Origin of the sequence: Streptomyces sp. NPDC006207, assembly GCF_040613835.1 — a bacterium.
GTDB lineage: Bacteria > Actinomycetota > Actinomycetes > Streptomycetales > Streptomycetaceae > Actinacidiphila.
Map to the genome: position 1 here is coordinate 77,659 of NZ_JBEXSX010000035.1, position 17,462 is coordinate 95,120.

General features: G+C 73.4%; 18 protein-coding genes. 9 read left to right on the top strand and 9 right to left on the bottom strand.

The genetic code is table 11. The features are described from left to right. Window positions 1–77: 77 nt before the first annotated feature. The 3 genes from ABZ312_RS26290 (at window position 78) to ABZ312_RS26300 (ending at window position 2,935) form a co-directional block, all read left to right on the top strand. Window positions 78–287 carry a ferredoxin gene (locus tag ABZ312_RS26290; RefSeq protein WP_089222253.1) on the top strand — a complete coding sequence of 70 codons (210 nt, stop codon included), beginning with the start codon at window positions 78–80 and terminating at the stop codon, window positions 285–287. Continuing rightward, window positions 277–1,641, top strand: a complete 1,365-nt coding sequence (locus ABZ312_RS26295; RefSeq protein ID WP_500438904.1) for an NAD(P)/FAD-dependent oxidoreductase — start codon at window positions 277–279, stop codon at window positions 1,639–1,641. Before ABZ312_RS26290 ends, ABZ312_RS26295 begins: the two co-directional genes overlap by 11 nt. Window positions 1,642–1,714: 73 nt before the next feature. After that, window positions 1,715–2,935: a cytochrome P450 gene (locus ABZ312_RS26300; protein ID WP_500328649.1), complete on the top strand. Its 1,221-nt coding sequence runs from the start codon at window positions 1,715–1,717 to the stop codon at window positions 2,933–2,935. Between the two features lie 43 nt (window positions 2,936–2,978). Here the strand turns inward: ABZ312_RS26300 and ABZ312_RS26305 are convergent, their stop codons facing one another. Both ABZ312_RS26305 and ABZ312_RS26310 read right to left on the bottom strand, forming a co-directional pair. Beyond that, window positions 2,979–3,854, bottom strand: coding sequence for a MurR/RpiR family transcriptional regulator (locus tag ABZ312_RS26305; RefSeq protein ID WP_500438905.1), 876 nt, complete (start codon window positions 3,852–3,854; stop codon window positions 2,979–2,981). 75 nt (window positions 3,855–3,929) lie between these two features. Continuing rightward, window positions 3,930–5,282, bottom strand: a complete 1,353-nt coding sequence (locus ABZ312_RS26310; RefSeq protein WP_500438906.1) for an acyl-CoA synthetase — start codon at window positions 5,280–5,282, stop codon at window positions 3,930–3,932. 85 nt (window positions 5,283–5,367) lie between these two features. Here ABZ312_RS26310 and ABZ312_RS26315 point away from each other — a divergent pair, with 85 nt between their 5' ends. Then, on the top strand, window positions 5,368–5,814 hold the full coding sequence (locus ABZ312_RS26315) for a hypothetical protein (protein WP_499512204.1): 447 nt from the start codon (window positions 5,368–5,370) through the stop codon (window positions 5,812–5,814). Between the two features lie 187 nt (window positions 5,815–6,001). On the opposite strand, the gene ABZ312_RS26320 is transcribed toward ABZ312_RS26315, so the two are convergent. Then, window positions 6,002–6,823 (bottom strand): inositol monophosphatase family protein, encoded by an 822-nt coding sequence (locus ABZ312_RS26320; protein ID WP_500328652.1) that lies wholly within the window; start codon window positions 6,821–6,823, stop codon window positions 6,002–6,004. 367 nt (window positions 6,824–7,190) lie between these two features. Beyond that, complete coding sequence (locus ABZ312_RS26325) at window positions 7,191–8,576, bottom strand: cystathionine beta-synthase (RefSeq protein ID WP_500438911.1); 1,386 nt, start codon at window positions 8,574–8,576, stop codon at window positions 7,191–7,193. Between the two features lie 201 nt (window positions 8,577–8,777). Between ABZ312_RS26325 and ABZ312_RS26330 the strand changes: the two genes are divergently transcribed. Together ABZ312_RS26330 and ABZ312_RS26335 are read left to right on the top strand one after the other, a co-directional pair. Then, on the top strand, window positions 8,778–9,614 hold the full coding sequence (locus ABZ312_RS26330; RefSeq protein ID WP_500438907.1) for a helix-turn-helix transcriptional regulator: 837 nt from the start codon (window positions 8,778–8,780) through the stop codon (window positions 9,612–9,614). Window positions 9,615–9,730: 116 nt separating this feature from the next. Continuing rightward, window positions 9,731–10,756, top strand: a complete 1,026-nt coding sequence (locus ABZ312_RS26335) for an SGNH/GDSL hydrolase family protein (RefSeq protein WP_500328703.1) — start codon at window positions 9,731–9,733, stop codon at window positions 10,754–10,756. Between the two features lie 653 nt (window positions 10,757–11,409). Here the strand turns inward: ABZ312_RS26335 and ABZ312_RS26340 are convergent. Next, window positions 11,410–11,826, bottom strand: coding sequence for a VOC family protein (locus tag ABZ312_RS26340; RefSeq protein WP_500328654.1), 417 nt, complete (start codon window positions 11,824–11,826; stop codon window positions 11,410–11,412). 10 nt (window positions 11,827–11,836) lie between these two features. Continuing rightward, on the bottom strand, window positions 11,837–12,256 hold the full coding sequence (locus ABZ312_RS26345) for a helix-turn-helix domain-containing protein (RefSeq protein ID WP_500328704.1): 420 nt from the start codon (window positions 12,254–12,256) through the stop codon (window positions 11,837–11,839). A gap of 175 nt (window positions 12,257–12,431) precedes the next feature. Between ABZ312_RS26345 and ABZ312_RS26350 the strand changes: the two genes are divergently transcribed. Both ABZ312_RS26350 and ABZ312_RS26355 read left to right on the top strand, forming a co-directional pair. Beyond that, window positions 12,432–13,652, top strand: coding sequence for an acetyl-CoA C-acetyltransferase (locus ABZ312_RS26350; RefSeq protein WP_499512208.1), 1,221 nt, complete (start codon window positions 12,432–12,434; stop codon window positions 13,650–13,652). A 251-nt stretch (window positions 13,653–13,903) separates the two neighbouring features. Further along, window positions 13,904–14,716, top strand: a complete 813-nt coding sequence (locus ABZ312_RS26355) for a hypothetical protein (RefSeq protein WP_500328656.1) — start codon at window positions 13,904–13,906, stop codon at window positions 14,714–14,716. Between the two features lie 15 nt (window positions 14,717–14,731). On the opposite strand, the gene ABZ312_RS26360 is transcribed toward ABZ312_RS26355, so the two are convergent. Then, window positions 14,732–15,055, bottom strand: a complete 324-nt coding sequence (locus tag ABZ312_RS26360; RefSeq protein ID WP_500369029.1) for a hypothetical protein — start codon at window positions 15,053–15,055, stop codon at window positions 14,732–14,734. A 106-nt stretch (window positions 15,056–15,161) separates the two neighbouring features. Between ABZ312_RS26360 and ABZ312_RS26365 the strand changes: the two genes are divergently transcribed. Beyond that, a complete protein-coding gene (locus ABZ312_RS26365; protein ID WP_319161564.1) occupies window positions 15,162–15,392 on the top strand; it encodes a DUF4287 domain-containing protein in 231 nt (76 codons plus the stop codon). Between the two features lie 85 nt (window positions 15,393–15,477). Here the strand turns inward: ABZ312_RS26365 and ABZ312_RS26370 are convergent, their stop codons facing one another. Beyond that, complete coding sequence (locus ABZ312_RS26370; RefSeq protein WP_500328658.1) at window positions 15,478–16,341, bottom strand: Bax inhibitor-1/YccA family protein; 864 nt, start codon at window positions 16,339–16,341, stop codon at window positions 15,478–15,480. Between the two features lie 220 nt (window positions 16,342–16,561). Beyond that, window positions 16,562–17,462: alkaline phosphatase (locus tag ABZ312_RS26375; RefSeq protein ID WP_500438908.1), on the bottom strand; the 901-nt coding region annotated here is incomplete at its 5' end.

The window sequence follows — 17,462 nt, forward strand, 5'->3', positions numbered from 1 at the left end:
AGAACGGCACCGCATGCGGGGCCGCGGAGGCAGTGCTACCACTGAGAGCGGGGGCCTTCGGGGCTGGAGTGGTGCGTATGAACATCGTGGTCGACCTCAATCGCTGCCAGGCCTACGCGCAGTGCGCGTTCCTCGCTCCCGAGGTCTTCGAACTGCATGGCGAGGAGGCCCTGCTGTACGTCCCCGCCGTCCCGGAGGACCAGCAGGAGCGCGTCCACCGGGCCGCGGTGGCGTGCCCGGTGCAGGCCATCCTCGTGGGCGGGGCGGCGGGTGCCGATGTCCGGTGAACTGCGCGACGGGCGCATCGTCATCGTCGGCGCGTCCCTGGCCGGCCTGCGGGCCGCCGAGACGCTGCGCGACGAGGGTTTCGCGGGGTCGCTGACGCTGGTGGGCGACGAGCCGCACCCGCCGTACGACCGGCCGCCGCTGTCCAAGCAGGTGCTGCTCGGGCGCGTGCCCGCGACGGCGACCGGGCTGCCGGCCCGCCGGGAGGTGGACGCGCAGTGGAAGCTGGGCATCGCCGCCACGGGGGTCGACGGGATCGGCCGGCGCGTCTTCCTCGCGAACGGCGAGGAACTGCCCTTCGACCGTTTGCTGATCGCCACCGGCACCCGCGCGCGGCCCTGGCCGAACCCTGCCGAGGCCGCCCTGGACGGTGTGTTCGCGCTGCGGACCAGCGACGACGCGGCCGGGCTCGCCGAACGGCTGGACGCCGGGCCCCGGCGGGTGCTGGTGATCGGCGCCGGTTTCACGGGCTCGGAGATCGCCTCCGCCTGCCGGGAGCGGGACATCCCCGTGACCGTGGTGGAGCGCGGCCCCGCGCCCCTGGTGGGCGCGCTCGGCGGGACGCTCGCCGCGGTCGCCGCCGAGATGCACCGCAGGCACGGGGTGGACCTCCGCTGCGGGGTGCAGGTCACCTCCCTGGAGGGGGACGGCCGGCTGACCGGCGCCCGGCTCTCCGACGGGAGCGCCGTCGAGGCGGACGTGGCGGTGGTCGCCCTCGGCGCGGTCCGCAACACCGAGTGGCTGGCCGAGTCCGGCCTTGCCGCCGGCCCGCGCGGCGTGACCTGCGACGCCGGCTGCCGTGCCTTCAACATGTACGGCATCGTCACCGACGACGTGTTCGTCGCCGGCGACGTGGCCCGCTTCCCGCACCCCCTGTTCGGCTACCAACTGCTCGCCCTGGAGCACTGGGGCAACGCGGTCGCGCAGGCCGAGGTGGCGGCGCACAACATGGTCAGCGCGGGCCCGTTCCGGCGGCCGCACCTGGCCGTGCCGGCCTTCTGGTCCAGCCAGTTCGGCCACAACATCAAGTCGGTGGGCGTGCCGACCTACTCCGACCAGGTCGTCGTCGCCCAGGGTTCGCTGCGCGAGGCCCGGCTGGTCGTCGTCTACGGCTACAAGGGCCGCATCACGGCGGCGGTGTCGGTGAACCGGGCCAAGTGGCTGGACTACTACCAGAACCTGATCGAGACGGCCGCGCCGTTCCCACCCGAGCCCGGGGCCGCCGACCGGACCGTCCCGATGATCCCCCTGCCGTCCGACGTACCGGACCCCGCGGTGCTCTCGCACGGCCCGACGGTCGCCCTCACCGGTCATCTGCCGGACCGGCGCCTGACCCTGGTGCGGCACGGCGGCTGAGGCCGCCGCCGCCGGCGCCGCGGACGGGCCGTGGCAGGACGCCGCGGCCCACGACGACGAGGAGCCCCCGCGCATGGCTGCGGACACGCTGTTCCGAAGGATCACCGACTACGCCAGCCGGCCCGATCCCTACCCGCTCTACGCCGAACTCCGCGAGAGCAAGGTGGCGCCGCAGGACGACGGCAGCTACCTCGTCGGCACCTACCACGAGATCACGGCCCTGCTCCACGACCCACGCATCAGCTCCGACCGGCGCCACCGCAGCGACCCGCAGGAGGCCCGGCTGGCCGGGGAACTGGCGCCCTCCTTCATCGGCGTGGACGATCCCGAGCACGACCGGCTCCGCCGCACCGCCATGCGGCCCTTCGGCCCGCCGCACACCCCGGGCCGGGTCGACGCCATGCACGGTGAGATCGTCCGGATCGCCGACGGCCTCGTCGCCGGGCTCCGGGACAAGCAGCGCATCGACGTCGTCGACGACTTCGCCTACCCGCTCCCGGTCACCGTGATCTGCCGGCTGCTGGGCGTGCCCCAGGAGGACGAGCCGATGTTCCGCGGCTGGTCGGACCAGATCGTCGGCGGACTCGACCTCAACCCCGACGAGGACCCCACGCAGCGCACGCAGGCCGCCACCGAGGCCCGCAGGGCGATGGGGGTCTACCTGGGCGGGCTGGCCGAGCAGCGGCGTGGCAAGCCCTCCGACGACCTGCTGTCGGCGTTCGTCAACGACCAGGACCCGGCCGGCGGGCTGACCCAGATCGAGCTGATGGTGACCTCGGTGCTGCTGCTCGTCGCCGGGCACGAGACCACCGTCAACCTGATCACCAACGGCATGCTCACCCTGCTGCGCCGGCCCGACCAGCTGGACCTGCTGCGCCGCGAACCGGCCCTGATGCCGCAGGCGGTGGAGGAACTGCTGCGGTTCGAGCCGCCCGTGCAGATGCTGCCCCAGCGCACCCCGCTGGTGGACGTCGAGGTCGCGGGGGTCACCGTGCCCAAGGGGGCGCCCCTGGTCCTGGTGCTCGCCTCCGGCAGCCGTGATCCGCAGCGCTTCCGGGACCCCGACCGCTTCGACCCGCAGCGCACGGACAACCAGCACCTGGGCTTCGGCAGCGGTGTGCACAGCTGCTTCGGGGCGCCGCTCGCCCGGCTGGAGGCGCAGATCGCCCTCACCGCGCTGCTGCGCGACCTGGACGGCCTCCGGCCGGCGGAGGACCCGCCGCCGTACCGGCGAAGCCCGGTGCTGCGCGGTCCCCGCCATCTGGTCGTGGAGCACGACGGGGTGGGCGCCTGACCCGGCGTCCGACCCGCCGCCCGCCCCCGTGCGTCGGGGCGCCTCACTCCACGAACAGGCCCTGCGCCGCGGCCTTGGCGTCGAACTCCTCCAGCCGCGCCTGCGCGTCCGGCAGCCCGTCGCACATCGCCTCCAGAAGCACCCGCCCGAGCAGCATCGGCGCGCACGCGGTGTCGAAGGCGAGTCCCGTGCCGACGGCCGCAGGGAGCAGGACGTCGGAGTGGGCGGCGACCGGCGCGAAGGCGCTGTCGGCGACGGTGACGACGGTCAGCCCGGCGGAGCGGGCGTACTCCAGGGCCTCGACCACCTCACGGGGATGCCGGGGCAGCGCGAAGCACAGCAGGGCGCTCGCCCCGGCGCGCACGGCCGCGTCGACGCGGTCGGCGAGCATGCTGCCGCCCTCGTCGAGGAGACGGACGTCGGGGTGCACCTTGGCCGCGAAGTAGCCGAAGCCGCGGGCCTGGGCGGCCGCGGCCCGCAGTCCCAGGACGGGCAGCGGCCGGGACGCGGCGAGCAGGGCGCCCGCGCGGGCGACCGGGGCGGGGTCGGCGAGCAGCGCGGCGAGGTGCCGCAGGTTCTCGATCTCGGCCTGCACGGCCTCCTGGTACTCGTTGTACCGGTCGCCGTCCGGCTGCCCCTGGGGCGCTACGGCGGGGGCGACGTCGCGCAGGTGGCGGCGGAGCGCGGGGTAGCCGTCGAAGCCGAGCGCGACGGCGAAGCGGGTCACGGAGGGCTGGCTGACCCCGGCCAGTTCGGCGACCTCGACACTGGACAGGAAGGGCGCGTCGGCGGCCCGCCGCACCAGGCAGTGCGCGATGCGGCGCTGGGTGGGCGTGAGCCGGTGCGCCTCGAACAGCTTCATCAGGCGCGCGGACGCGGTGTCGGTCCCGTTGGCTCCGGTGGCGTTCTCGGTGGCCATGACGCCCTCTCCGGTCGGCCATTCATGTGCCGATGACTCTGCATGATTCTATGCAGGAGGGCAAGGCGCCCCGGCTCACACGGGCGGCAGCAGCTTCTTCTGCGGCTTGCCCATCGCGTTGCGCGGCAGTTCGGTCAGGAAGCGGACCTTGCGCGGGCGCTTGTGCACCGACAGGTGACCGGCCACGAAGTCGATCAGCTCGCGCTCGCCCACCCCGTCCGCCACCACGTAGGCCACGATCTCCTGGCCGAGGTCGGTGTGCGGGGCGCCCACCACGGCCGCCTCCCGCACCGCGGGGTGGTCCAGCAGGGCGTTCTCCACCTCGCCCGCGCCGATCCGGTAGCCGCCGGACTTGATCAGGTCGGTGGAGGCCCGGCCGACGATCCGGTGCATGCCGTCCGGCTCGATCGCCGCGATGTCCCCGGTGCGGAACCAGCCGTCCTCGGTGTACGAGGCCGCGGTCGCCTCCGGCCGCCCCAGGTAGCCGTCGAAGAGGGTGGGCCCGGTGAGCTGGAGCTCACCGATCTCCGCGCCCGGCTCGGCCGCGATCCGGGTGCGGATCCCCGGCAGCGGCAGCCCGACGGAGCCGGGGCGCCGCTCACCGGCCGCCCGGCTGCTGACCGTGATCAGGGTCTCCGTCATGCCGTAGCGCTCGACCGGCCGCTGCCCGGTCAGCGCCTCCAGTTCGCGGAAGACCGGCGCCGGCAGCGGCGCACTGCCGGAGACCAGCAAGCGGGCGCCGCTCAGCGCCCTGGCGGACTCCGGGTCCCCCGCGACCCGGCCCCAGACGGTCGGCACGCCGAAGTAGAGGCTGCCGCCCGCCGCCGCGTACGCCTGCGGGGTGGGGCGGCCGGTGTGGACCAGACGGCTCCCGGTGCGCAGCGCGCCGAGCACGCCGAGCACGAGGCCGTGCACGTGGAACAGCGGCAGGCCGTGGACGAGGGTGTCCTCCGGCGTCCACTCCCAGGCCCCGGCGAGGGCGTCGAGTCCGGCCGCGACCGCGCGGCGGGGGACCAGCACGCCCTTGGGCGCCCCGGTGGTGCCCGAGGTGTACAGGACGAGGGCCGTCGTGTCCGGGTCCGGCTCGGGGCCGTCCCAGGACCTGCGCTCGGTGACCACGACCGGGGGCGCCTGCACGGCCCCGGAGTCGCGCAGGATGTGGTCGCGCTCGGCCGGTCCCGCGTCGGGCGGCACCGGGACGACCGGGACGCCCGCGAGGAGGCCGCCGACGACCGCCACGACCGTCTCCAGGGACGGCGCCGCGTGCACGGCGACCGCCGGGGCACCCGCGACGCGTGCCGCGAAGGCGCCCGCGGCACCGAGCAGTTCCTCGCGCGAGCTCGGGCGCCCGTCGACGGTGACCGCGTCGGGGCGGTCGGACGGGGCGTGGTGCAGGGCGGTCAGCAGGCGCGGCGCGTGTCCGGTCACCCCACGACCCTACTGGGGCGACCCCCGGGAAGGTTCGGGGGTTTCCCCCAGTGCCACCGGGCCGACCGGTCCGTACGGTGGCGTCATGGACGCCCTTGACCCAGAGCTCAAGAAGGAATTCGCCGCCACCATCCAGGCGCGCAAGGACTTGGGGGAGGAGTACGAGTCGGCCCTCATCGACTCCTTCCTGGAGAAGATGGACCGGCGCATCGACTCCCAGGTCGAGCGGCGGGTACGCCGCGAACTGGCCGAGCACCAGACGGCGTTCGCCCGTGCCGGGCGCCGGGTCGGGCCGGAGGCGCGCGGCCATGGGGGCGGCCGTTTCGGCGCCCGCTACGGCTTCGGGGCGTTCTCCTTGATCATGGCGATCCCGCTGTCCGCCATCGCGGCCGACAAGGGCGACCTGCCCGGGCTCCTCGTCGCCTGGGTCGGCATCGTCGCCGTCAACGCCGCCCATTCGCTGGGGTGGCTGTTCAACGAGCGGGGCAGCGCGCCGCGCCGCGGCAAGGACCCGGACGCCTGGGAGGACTGACGGCCCTGAGGCGGCGGGCGGCCCCCGCGCGGGCCGGAACGCGTCCGCGGCGGGGCGCCGCACGAGTCGGGGACGCATCGCCCGACAGGCGGGTGCCCGACTCCGCGACCGCAGCCGGCGCCGCGCCGGGGAGAAGGCCCTTCGACGGCGGGCCCCGGGGGGGCCGCCGCGCCGCCGCCTTCCCGCGCTACGCCGTGAGCAGTGCCACGACGCGGCGGGCCGCGGTCTCGTCGCGTGCCGCGGCGAAGGGCAGCGGCCCGGCGGCCATGCGGAACGGCAGCCCGTCCGCGCCCAGCACCGTTCCGCCCGCCTCGGCGACCAGCAGGACGCCGGCGGAGTGGTCCCAGGGGTTGTCGTAGGCGTAGGTGGCCGCGTCGAGCCGCCCGAGCGCGACGTCGAGGTAGTCGCAGCCGGCGGAGCCGCTCGCCCAGGGCTTGACGCCGTGCGCGGCCCCCAACTCGTACAGCCTCCGGTGCTGGTCGGCGGTGAGGTGCGCGGGCCGGGCGCCGGCCACCAGGAGCACCTCGTCCGCGTCCTGGGCGCCGCCGGTGCCCAGCCGCAGCGGACGGCCGCCCAGGTGCGCGCCCTCGCCGCGCCGGGCGGTGGCGAGGACCCCGTCGACGGGCCGGTACGTCCAGGAGGCGAGCAGCTCACCGCGCGCGGCCAGGGCGACCTGGGTGACGAACGAGGAGTCGCCGCGGACGAAGTTGGAGGTGCCGTCGACCGGGTCGACGATCCAGACCGGAGCCTCGCCCAGCAGTGCCCCGAGCAGCGCGGGGTCGGCGTGCACGGCCTCCTCGCCGATGACGGCGGAGCCCGGCAGCAGGCGGGTGAGCGTACGGGTGAGGCGTTCCTCGACCCGGCGGTCGGCGACCGTGACGAGGTCCAGCGGGCCCTTCTTCTCGTCGACGTCGCCCTCGGCGAGGCGGCCGAAGCGGGCGAGCGCCTCCTCGTCGGCCACGGTGCGTATGGACTCCTCGACGGCTGCGAACGTCTGTGCGCTGATCACGGCGGCCACTCAACCAGAAGAGCGGCCCGCGCGGGGACGCGGACCGCTCTTCCACAGATTGCGCGGGAACCGCCGCACCCCCGGTCACCCGGGGGGCGGGACGACGGCGGTCCCCGCGAGGGACGTGGGCCGGATCAGGGCCGGGCCACACGTCCTGGGGTCACCATGGAGGTCCGGGAGCCGCTCCGGAGGTCCTTGGCGCCACATCCGTGGTGTCGGCCGGGCGACCGGTGTGCCGTCCGCCGACATCCACCAATGTGCCGGACCCGTGTTAAGCGCGTGCTGCGGCCACGTGACGTGGGTGTACCACTTCCGCGAACCCGTGGCGGACCTCCGTGGGACGTCCCGGGGACGTCCCCGGGTGCCGTTACTTGGCCTCCTCGGCGAGGAAGGCGAGCAGGTCCTGGCGGCTGACCACACCTGTCGGCTTGCCCTCGACCAGCACGATCGCCGCGTCGGCGGAGCCCAGCACGGCCATCAGGTCGCCGACCGGCTCGCCGGAGCCCACCTGCGGCAGCGGCGCGCTCATGTGCCGCTCCAGCGGGTCGTCCAGGGTGGCGCGCTTGGTGAACAGCGCGTCGAGCAGTTCCCGCTCCACGACCGAGCCGATGACCTCGGCGGCCATGACGTCGGGGTGCCCGGCGCCCGGCTTCACGATCGGCATCTGCGAGACGCCGTACTCGCGCAGCACCTCGATGGCCTGGCCGACCGTCTCCTCGGGGTGCATGTGCACCAGCTGCGGGATGCCGCCGTCCTTGCGGTCCAGCACGTCGGAGACGCGGGCCTGGCCGGTGCCCTCCTCCAGGAAGCCGTAGTCGGCCATCCACTCGTCGTTGAAGATCTTCGAGAGGTAGCCGCGGCCGGAGTCCGGCAGCAGGACGACCACGACGTCGTCCGGGCCGAGCCGCTCGGCCACGCGCAGCGCCGCGACGACCGCCATGCCGCAGGAGCCGCCGACGAGCAGGCCCTCCTCCTTGGCGAGGCGGCGGGTCATCTGGAAGGAGTCCTTGTCCGAGACCGCGACGATCTCGTCCGCGACGGTGCGGTCGTAGGCGGTGGGCCAGAAGTCCTCACCGACGCCCTCGACGAGGTACGGCCGGCCGGAGCCGCCGCTGTAGACGGAGCCCTCCGGGTCCGCGCCGACGACCTTCACCCTGCCGTCCGAGGCGTCCTTCAGGTAGCGGCCGGTGCCGGAGATGGTGCCGCCGGTGCCGACGCCCGCCACGAAGTGCGTGATCTTCCCCTCGGTCTGCTCCCACAGCTCCGGGCCGGTGGAGTGGTAGTGCGAGGCCGGGTTGTTGGGGTTGCTGTACTGGTCCGGCTTCCAGGCGTTCGGGGTCTCGCGCACCAGCCGGTCGGAGACGTTGTAGTACGAGTCCGGGTGCTCGGGGTCCACGGCGGTGGGGCAGACCACGACCTCGGCGCCGTAGGCCCGCATGACGTTGATCTTGTCCGCGGAGACCTTGTCGGGGCAGACGAAGATGCAGTGGTAGCCCTTCTGCTGGGCCACGATCGCCAGGCCGACGCCCGTGTTGCCCGAGGTGGGCTCCACGATCGTGCCGCCGGGCTTGAGTTCGCCGCTCTTCTCCGCGGCCTCGATCATCCGCAGCGCGATGCGGTCCTTGACCGAACCGCCGGGGTTGAAGTACTCGACCTTGGCCAGGACGGTCGCCTGGATTCCTGCCGTCACGCTGTTGAGCCTCACCAGCGGGGTGTTGCCGACGAGACTGATCATCGAGTCGTGGAACTGCACCATTGTCTCCGGGTTCTCCGTGATTGTGAGGCCAGGGTAAGCGGTTTTCCGGTGGGGGGTCGCCCACGCCGGCACCGGGCGTCGCACGCTTCACATTGGTGTTACGTACGCCCCGGAAGGTCCGGTTGTAGAGTCACACCGTGGCGCGATCACGACACGTCGCTGTTACGACACCGGGCTTATACAACCGGGGGGTGGGCAATGCCTGACCAGGAACACCCGGACACCACCGAAGCGGGCACGGGCAACGCCGACTACGCCGCCGCCCTCAGCGGCCTGGCCGCCGTGGAGTCCGGCCTCGCCTTCGTGCGGGAACGGCTCACGGCCCTCGCCGCCGTGCGCCCGTCCCGGCCGGCCGAGCCGGTGATGCCGGGCGGGATCGCCGAGGTGATCCACGGCGAGACGGAACAGCAGCACATGATCGAGCAGCTGCAGCGCGAGGCCCGCAAGGAGGTGCTGACCTTCGTGCGGCCGCCGTACGTCGCCGCGGCGGGCAACGTCGTGCAGAAGGAGCGGCTGACCGCCGGGGTCGAGTACCGCTCCCTGTACGAGACGACGGCCCTGGTGTACCCCGGGGCGGCCGACATGCCGGGCTTCGTCGAGCCGGGCGAGCTGGCCCGGGCGGCGCCGACCGTGCCGATGAAGCTGATGATCGTCGACGCCGAGCGGGCGCTGCTGCCGCTGTCCGGCGGCCGCGACCGGTCCGTGGTCTCCTCCGCCGGCCTGCTGCTGCTCCACCCCTCGGTGCTGGTCGACGCGCTGCTGGAGCTCTTCGAGGACCGCTGGCTGCGCGGCACGCCGCTGCGCATGCCCTCGCTCGGCGAGACGGAGGAGGACCCGGAGTTCCCCGGCTCCCCCGAGCTCGACGAGCAGCTGCTCTCGCTGCTGATGTCCGGGCTGCCCGACAAGGCGATCGCTTCCCAGCTGGGGATATCCCTGCGCACGCTGCAGCGCAGGATCCGGTCCCTGATGGAGTCCACCGGAACCGCCAACCGCACCCAGCTCGCCTGGTTCGTCGCGCAGCAGCGACTGACCTGAGTCGGGGCCGCCCAGCGGTTGCGGCGGGCACCGGACGGGGCAACAAATCGTTGTACGGGTCGGGCCACGAGGGTCCGCACACCCGGCGCGGGAGGTGGACGTTGTCCAGGGCAAGGGTGGCGCGGCGGATCGCGACGGCCGCCGCGTACGGAGGTGGCGGCATCGGGCTGCTGGGCGGCGCCGCGGTCGGCCTGGTGCTGACCGAGGCCGCGCTCGCCCGCAGGACCGTGGGCGGCTCCGACGCCGTCCCGCCCCGCGCGGACGGCGTCTACGGCGCCGCCTTCGCGCTGAGCACCGACGAGCGGCCGATCGTGCTGGCCCTCGTGGGCGACTCCACGGCGGCGGGGCAGGGGGTGCACCGGGCGAGCCAGACCCCCGGCGCATTGCTGGCCTCCGGGGTGGCGGCGGTGGCGGAACGGCCGGTACGGCTGGTCAACGTGGCCAATCCCGGCGCACAGTCCGACGACCTGGCCCGCCAGGTCGATCTTCTGCTGGGGCCCGCTCTCGGTACCGCGCCCGATCTGTGCGTGATCATGATCGGGGCGAACGACGTGACCCGGCGGATGCCGCTGGCCGTCTCGGTGCGGATGCTGTCCGACGCGGTGCGGCGGCTGCGCGAGGCCGGCTGCGAGGTGATCGTCGGGACCTGCCCCGACCTGGGCACGATCGAGCCGGTCTACCAGCCGCTGCGCTGGATCGCACGGCGGCTGAGCCGTCAGCTCGCGGCCGCGCAGACCATCGCGGTGGTCGGCCTCGGCGGCCGCACCGTGTCACTGGGCGACCTGCTTGGGCCCGAGTTCGAGTCCCGCCCCCGCGAGATGTTCGGCCCGGACAACTACCACCCGTCGGCCGAGGGTTACGCGACCGCGGCCATGGCGATGCTGCCGACGCTGTGCTCCGCGGTCGGGCTGTGGCCCGAGGAGGACGAGCGCCCCGACGCCCGGCGCGGCGAGGGCTTCCTCCCGGTGGCCCAGGCCGCCGCGGAAGCCGCGGGCGAGGCCGGCACCGAGGTCACCGCGGCCGCCGGCACGGTCTCCGGCCCCCGCGGCCGCTGGGCCCTCCTCAAGCGCCGCCGCCGTCGCCGCCTCCCCGACGCGACGGAACCCGCCGCCACGGCGGCGGCCGAGGCCGCCCAGAACTAGCGCCTCCGGCAGGTTGCGGGCCCTCCGGGCGGCGGTACCCGCCGCCGCCCGCGGGTCCGCTGCGCCTGCGGCGGGGGGCTGTCTCCCACCCACCCGCCCGAACTCCGGACCACCAGGCCCCGTCGCGGACCGCCGCCGTCCGCAGAAGGCGCAGGGGCCGCCCCCGCGCGGTGCGGCCCTTCGGGCGGCGGTACGCGCCGCACGGCAACCCGCCACCGCCGTCCGCGGGACCGCTGCGCCTGCGGCGGGGGGCTGTCTCCCACCCACCGCCCGAACTCCGCGGGACCGCTGCGCCTGCGGCGGGGGGCTGTCTCCCACCCACCGCCCGAACTCCGGACCACCAGGCCCCGTCGCGGACCGCCGCCGTGGCTGCGGAAGCCACAGGGGCCGCCCCCGCGCGGTGCGGCCCTTCCGGCGGCGGTACGCGCCGCACGGCAACCCGCCACCGCCGTCCGCGGGACCGCTGCGCCTGCGGCGGGGGCTGTCTCCCATCCACCCGCGAGGGCACCCGTCGCGGATGCCGCCCACCGCTTGCCGCAGGGGGTCGACCCCCGCGCGGTGCGGCCCCCGGGGCGGCGTTGCGCGCCGCACGGCAACCCCGCGCCTTCACCCGCCGCCGTCCGCCCCAACGGCCATGACGCCCGGAACCGGCGTCAGCCGGCCTTGCGCTGGTTGAAGCGGAGCAGGTTGCCGGAGGGGTCGCGGAAGGCGCAGTCACGGACGCCGTAGGGCTGGTCCATGGGCTCCTGGAGCACCTCGCCGCCCGCGTCGCGGATGCGCTCGAAGGTGGCGTCGACGTCACCGGTGGCGAAGATGACCCCGCGCAGCATGCCCTTGGCCAGCAGCTCGCTCATGGCCTGCTTGTCCGCGTCGGAGGCGCCCGGGTCCGCCAGGGGCGGTTCGAGCACGATCTCCACGCCCGGCTGGTCGGGCGAGCCGACCGTCACCCAGCGCATGCCCTCGAAGCCGACGTCGTTGCGGACCTCCAGTCCGAGGACGTCGCGGTAGAAGGGCAGCGCCTTGTCGTGGTCGTCGACGGCGATGAAGCACTGTGACAGCGTGATGTCCATGCGGACCACGCTAGGCCCGCGGCGCGGTCTTCGCTTCCTTGTTCCTGACCGGCCTGGTGTACCGCTTCGCGATGCACGCCGGGATCGGCGCGCCCGGCCCGTGGTCGCGCGCGCGGTAGGCGCTCGGGGTCTCGCCCACGAGTTCGGTGAAGCGCGAGCTGAAGGAGCCGAGCGAGGTGCAGCCGACCGCGAAGCAGACCTCCGTGACCGTGAGGTCGCCGCGCCGCAGCAGGGCCTTGGCGCGCTCGATCCGGCGCGTCATGAGGTAGCTGTACGGGGACTCGCCGAACGCGGCCCGGAAACTGCGCGAGAAGTGGCCGGGGGACATCAGCGCCGCGCGGGCCAGTGCGGGGACGTCGAGGGGCTCCGCGTAGTCGCGGTCCATCGCGTCACGGGCGCGCCGCAGCCGTACCAGGTCGTCCGGATTCACCACGTCAGCATCGCACGGGGGGCGCGTTCGCCACGAGGATGCGCCATCATGGACTAAGCAAGCGCTCAGAAAGAGGTCCGCGTCACAGCCCCCAGGCCGTGACTCCCTCCGCTACGTACAGGTAACTTCCCAGAGAGTCCCAGCCGTACCCCCGCCGCCTCGTCGAGGAGTCGCGATGCCCGAAGCCGTGATCGTCTCTGCCGCCCGCTCCCCCATCGGCCGGGCCGTCAAGGGGTCCCTGAAGGACCTGCGCCCCGACGACCTGACCGCCACGATCATCCAGGCGGCCCTCGCCAAGGTGCCGCAGCTCGACCCGCGCGAGATCGACGACCTGATGCTGGGCTGCGGCCTGCCCGGCGGCGAGCAGGGTCACAACCTGGGCCGGATCGTGGCCGTGCAGATGGGCATGGACCACCTCCCGGGCTGCACGGTCACGCGTTATTGCTCCTCGTCGCTGCAGACGACCCGGATGGCGCTGCACGCCATCAAGGCGGGCGAGGGCGACGTCTTCATCTCCGCCGGCGTCGAGACCGTGTCCCGCTTCGTCAACGGCAGCTCCGACGGCATGCCCGGCACCCACAACCCGCTCTTCGCCGAGGCCGAGGCCCGCACCGCGGCCCGCGCCGCGCAGGGCGGCGGGGAATGGCACGATCCGCGCGAGGACGGGCTGGTCCCTGACGCGTACATCGCGATGGGCCAGACCGCCGAGAACCTGGCGGCCCTCAAGGGCGTCACCCGCGCCGACCAGGACGAGTTCGGCGTCCGCTCGCAGAACCTGGCCGAAGAGGCCATCAAGAACGGCTTCTGGGAGCGCGAGATCACCCCGGTGACGCTGCCCGACGGCACGGTCGTCGCCAAGGACGACGGCCCGCGCGCCGGGGTCACCCTGGAGGCCGTGCAGGGCCTGAAGCCGGTCTTCCGCCCCGACGGCACCGTGACCGCCGGCAACTGCTGCCCGCTGAACGACGGCGCCGCGGCGCTGGTCGTCATGAGCGACACCAAGGCGCGCGAACTCGGCATCACCCCGCTCGCCCGGGTGGTCTCCACCGGCGTCTCCGGCCTCTCCCCCGAGATCATGGGCCACGGCCCGGTCGAGGCGTCCCGCCAGGCACTGAAGCGTGCCGGGCTGACCATCGACGACATCGACCTGGTCGAGATCAACGAGGCCTTCGCGGCGCAGGTCATCCCCTCCTACCGGGACCTGGGCGTCGACATCGACCGGCTCAACGTCAACGGCGGCGCGATCGCCGTCGGTCACCCCTTCGGCATGACGGGCGCCCGCATCACCACCACGCTGATCAACTCGCTCCAATGGCACGACAAGCAGTTCGGCCTGGAGACCATGTGCGTCGGCGGCGGCCAGGGCATGGCCATGGTCATCGAGCGCCTGTCGTAACGGGCCCCGCCGGCCCTTCCCGAACCCTCGGACGAACGTTCGAGACACAAGTCGCAATCGAACCGCCCCCTGGATGTGACCTAATCCCGGGGGCGGTCGTTTAGGCAGGTCAGAGGCGTGCCACTGGTACGGGGCGAGACTTTGGACCCTCCCATTTCGTGACGTTCCGCACTGCAGAGGCCATGGATTCCGGTGCAGAGTGGTGGTGTACAGGGGGCCAGGCTCGGGAAAGCACAGTCGGGAGTACGCCAGTGAGCGCCATGTTCCTCGTCCTGCTGGCGGGCGCGGCAACCGCCGTGGCCGCCGGCTCCGCCGCGCTGTTCGCCACACGCGGCGTACGTCGTGACGTCGCGGCCCTGCGCGCGGACCTGGCCGAGGCCCGTGCCGGGCGGGCGGCCGGGGTTCCCGCCGCACGCACCACTCCGGACGCCGAGGCCATCCGCACCGCCGTCGCCGACGCGCTCGCCGACGAGCGGGAGCGCGAACTGGCCGAGGCACGTGCCTTCTGGGCCGCTCAGGAAGCCCCCCTCGGCTACGGGACGGGCGAGTCCGGCGAGGCCCTCGTGGACCCGCAGCTCGACGCCCAGCTCTTCGGCGGCCAGGGGGCCGGCCCGGTTCCGGGCGCCGCCGGCACCGACTACGAGGTGCTGCCGTACGGCCCGTTCCTGCCCCGCCAGGCCGACCTCGCGGGCCTGGAGCCCGGTGGCCCGGCGCCCTTCCGGCACCCCTCCGACCCCGACTTCGGCGTCCCGGCACCGGTCGTGGCCAACCAGGAGCAGACCGCCGAGCGCCTGTCCGAACTCGCGGACCTGCGGATGCCGCTCGCCGACGTCCGTCCCGGCCCGCTCGGCACGCTCGACGTGTACGTCTTCGCCGACGGCACCACGCTCTGCATGACTCCGGGCGACCGGGACACCGCCGACCGCCTCTGCGACGCCCTGGACCAGGGCGAGTCCCCGATACTGCTGGGCGGCTCCGCCGTCGCGGGCGGCTACGCGCTGACCTTCACCTACGGCGAGGAGTCCGTCTACGTGCTCGCCGACCGGGTGGTCGCCTCGCTGTAGCCCGTCCTGCCCGTCCTACAGACCGCACCGCGCGGCCGTGTCCCCGATCCGGGACACGGCCGCGTCGCGTACGTGCGCCAGTTCCGGATGCGGTTCCAGGGCGGCGGCCAGGTCGTGGGCGGCCACGGAGATCTGGTCGCCGATCACGAAGACCCCCTCGTCCGGCACCGGCAGCGGTTCCCGCCCGGGGAACTCGATCCGCTGTGCCAGGGCGGCCAGTTCACGGGCGAGTTCCAGGCCCGCCCGGGCCACCTCGCCACGGAGCCGGCTCTGCGGCAGGGAGCGGTAACGCGCCGCCAGGAGTCCGGCGGCGTCGCGGAGCGTCGTACAGTCCAGCACGGCGCGAGCCTACCGGTGCGTACACACAACCGAGTGCGTTGCACTGTTGCCAACGGTCGACGGCTCAGGCACGGTGGGGTGACCGGAACGCATACCGGAGGCGCCGATGTCACAGACCTTCTCGGAAGAGACCCACCGGAACCTGCTCTCCCACATCCCCCACTGCACCGGCCGCGAGATCGGCGAATGGCTTCGCACGGTCGACGACGGGCCCGCTTTCCTCCGCTTCGAGGAGAAAGTCAGCTGGCTCCGCAGCGAGCACGACCTGTCCTACGGACACGCCAAGGCCATCGTCCACGAATACGACCTGAGGCGGGCCGCGCGGAGGTTCGGCTGACGCGCCTCCCCTCCCGCACATGCGAACGGGCCCCGAAAGGCATTGCCTCCGGGGCCCGTTGAATGTCCCTCGCGGGTCAGCGCACTCAGTCGTCGCCGCGCAGGATCGCGATCAGCCGCAGCATCTCCAGGTAGATCCAGACCAGGGAGAGCGTGAGCCCGAAGGCCGCCAGCCAGGACTCCTGGCGCGGAGCGCCGTACTGGATGCCGTCCTCGATCTGCTTGAAGTCCAGCGACAGGAAGAACGCGCCCAGCGCGATCCCGATGATGCCGACCACGATGCCGAGCCCACCGCTGCGCAGGCCGAGGCCGTCACCGCCGCCGATCATCGCGGCGATCAGGTTGACGAACGTCAGGATGACGAAGCCGATGGCGATCGCCATGCCGATGCGGGCGTAGCGGGCGGTGACCCGGATGAGGCGGGTGCGGTACGCCACCAGCATGCCGACGAAGACCGCCATGGTCCCCAGCACGGCCTGCAGCGGGATGCCCGGCCACATGAAGTTGAGGATCTTGCTCCAGATGCCGAGGAAGACACCCTCGAAGACCGCGTAGCCGAGGATCAGCGCGGGCGAGGCCTCACGCTTGAACGACTGGATCAGGCCCAGGACCAGGGCCACGAGCGAGGCGCCGATCGCCAGGCCGTAGCTCTTCTCCGAGACCGGCAGCACGAACCACGCCACGAGCGCGCCGAGCACCACGGTGCCCAGGGTCATGGCGGTGCGCATGACGACGTCGTCCATCGTCATCCGGCCGGTCTGCACGGGGGCGCCCGGCGGGGCCTGGTACGTGGTGTCGTAGGGGTTGCTGCCCGCGTACGGGTTCGTGCCCGCGTAGGGGTTGCCGCCCGTCTGGGGGACGCCCTGCGTCTGCGGCTGACCGCCGAAGCCCGCGTAGCCCTCCCCGCGGGAGAACCCACGCCGCGAGAAGACCGGGTTGCTGCTCCTCATCTGTCACTCCTCCATGGCCGCGCGATACGGCTCCGCACCAAGAGTAATGGTATGGCAAAGCGGGTCGCCTACGCCTCAAGGAGGATCTTTTGCGGCCCGCTCACCATGCCTGCCACCACGCCTTTCCCCGTCCCCGCGGCGCCACACCGCCGGGGGAGGAACGGCGGGTGCCGGGGAGGGGCGGTCCCCTCCCCGGCACCCGCCGGAAGTGGATCCTCGCTCAGCGGCGCGTCGCCAGGATCTCGCTCAGCACGTCGTGCACGTAGGTGTTGGCGTGCTTGCCGGTGAAGCGGTTCGCGAGCGGGCCGGCCGCGGTGACGGGGACGTCCACACCGGTGTGACCGGAGGTGGTCCAGTCGATGTAGAACGACTTGTCGCTGCCGCGGATGCTGAACGGACCGTCCTCGGCGGAGATGCCGTCGCCGGACTCGTCGGCGGAGTCGGCCTCCTCCACGGCCAGGCCGCCGGTCTCGTGGTCACCGGTGACGACCAGCAGGGTGTCGGGGTGGGTGGCCACGTAGGCGCGGGCCACCGCGACGGCCTTCTCCAGCTCCTGCATGGACTGCAGGACGCGGGTGCCGTTGTTGGAGTGCGCGAACTCGTCCACGCCCTCCTCCTCGACCATGAGGAAGAAGCCCTTCTTGTTCTTGTCCAGCGTGCTGAGGGCCTTGCTGGTCATGGTGGACAGGCCGACCACCGGGTTGTACACGTCGCCCTGGCCCTCGGGACGCTGCTGGAACATCTCCTCGTTGGCGAAGAGACCGAGGAGCTTGCCGCCCTTGGCGCGGCTGAGCTGGTCCGCGCTGGAGACGTAGGAGTAGCCGGCCTTCTTGGCCTTCGTGATCAGGTCACCCTTGGTGCCCTTGCTCGCCTCGGACGTGTCCTCGGCGGGCTTGTCCTGGAAGGCGCCGGGGCTGCCCGCGGGCAGCCACCAGTCCTCGCCACCGCCCAGGATGACGTCGGGCTTGCTGACCTCGATGTACTGGCGCGCGATCTCGTCCTGCGCCGACCGGTTGGCCGTGCTGGAGAAGAAGGCGGCCGGCGACGCGTCGGTGACCTGCGCGGTCGTGACCAGGCCGGTGGCCTTGCCGGCGGCCTTGGCCTGCTGGCCCAGGGTGGCC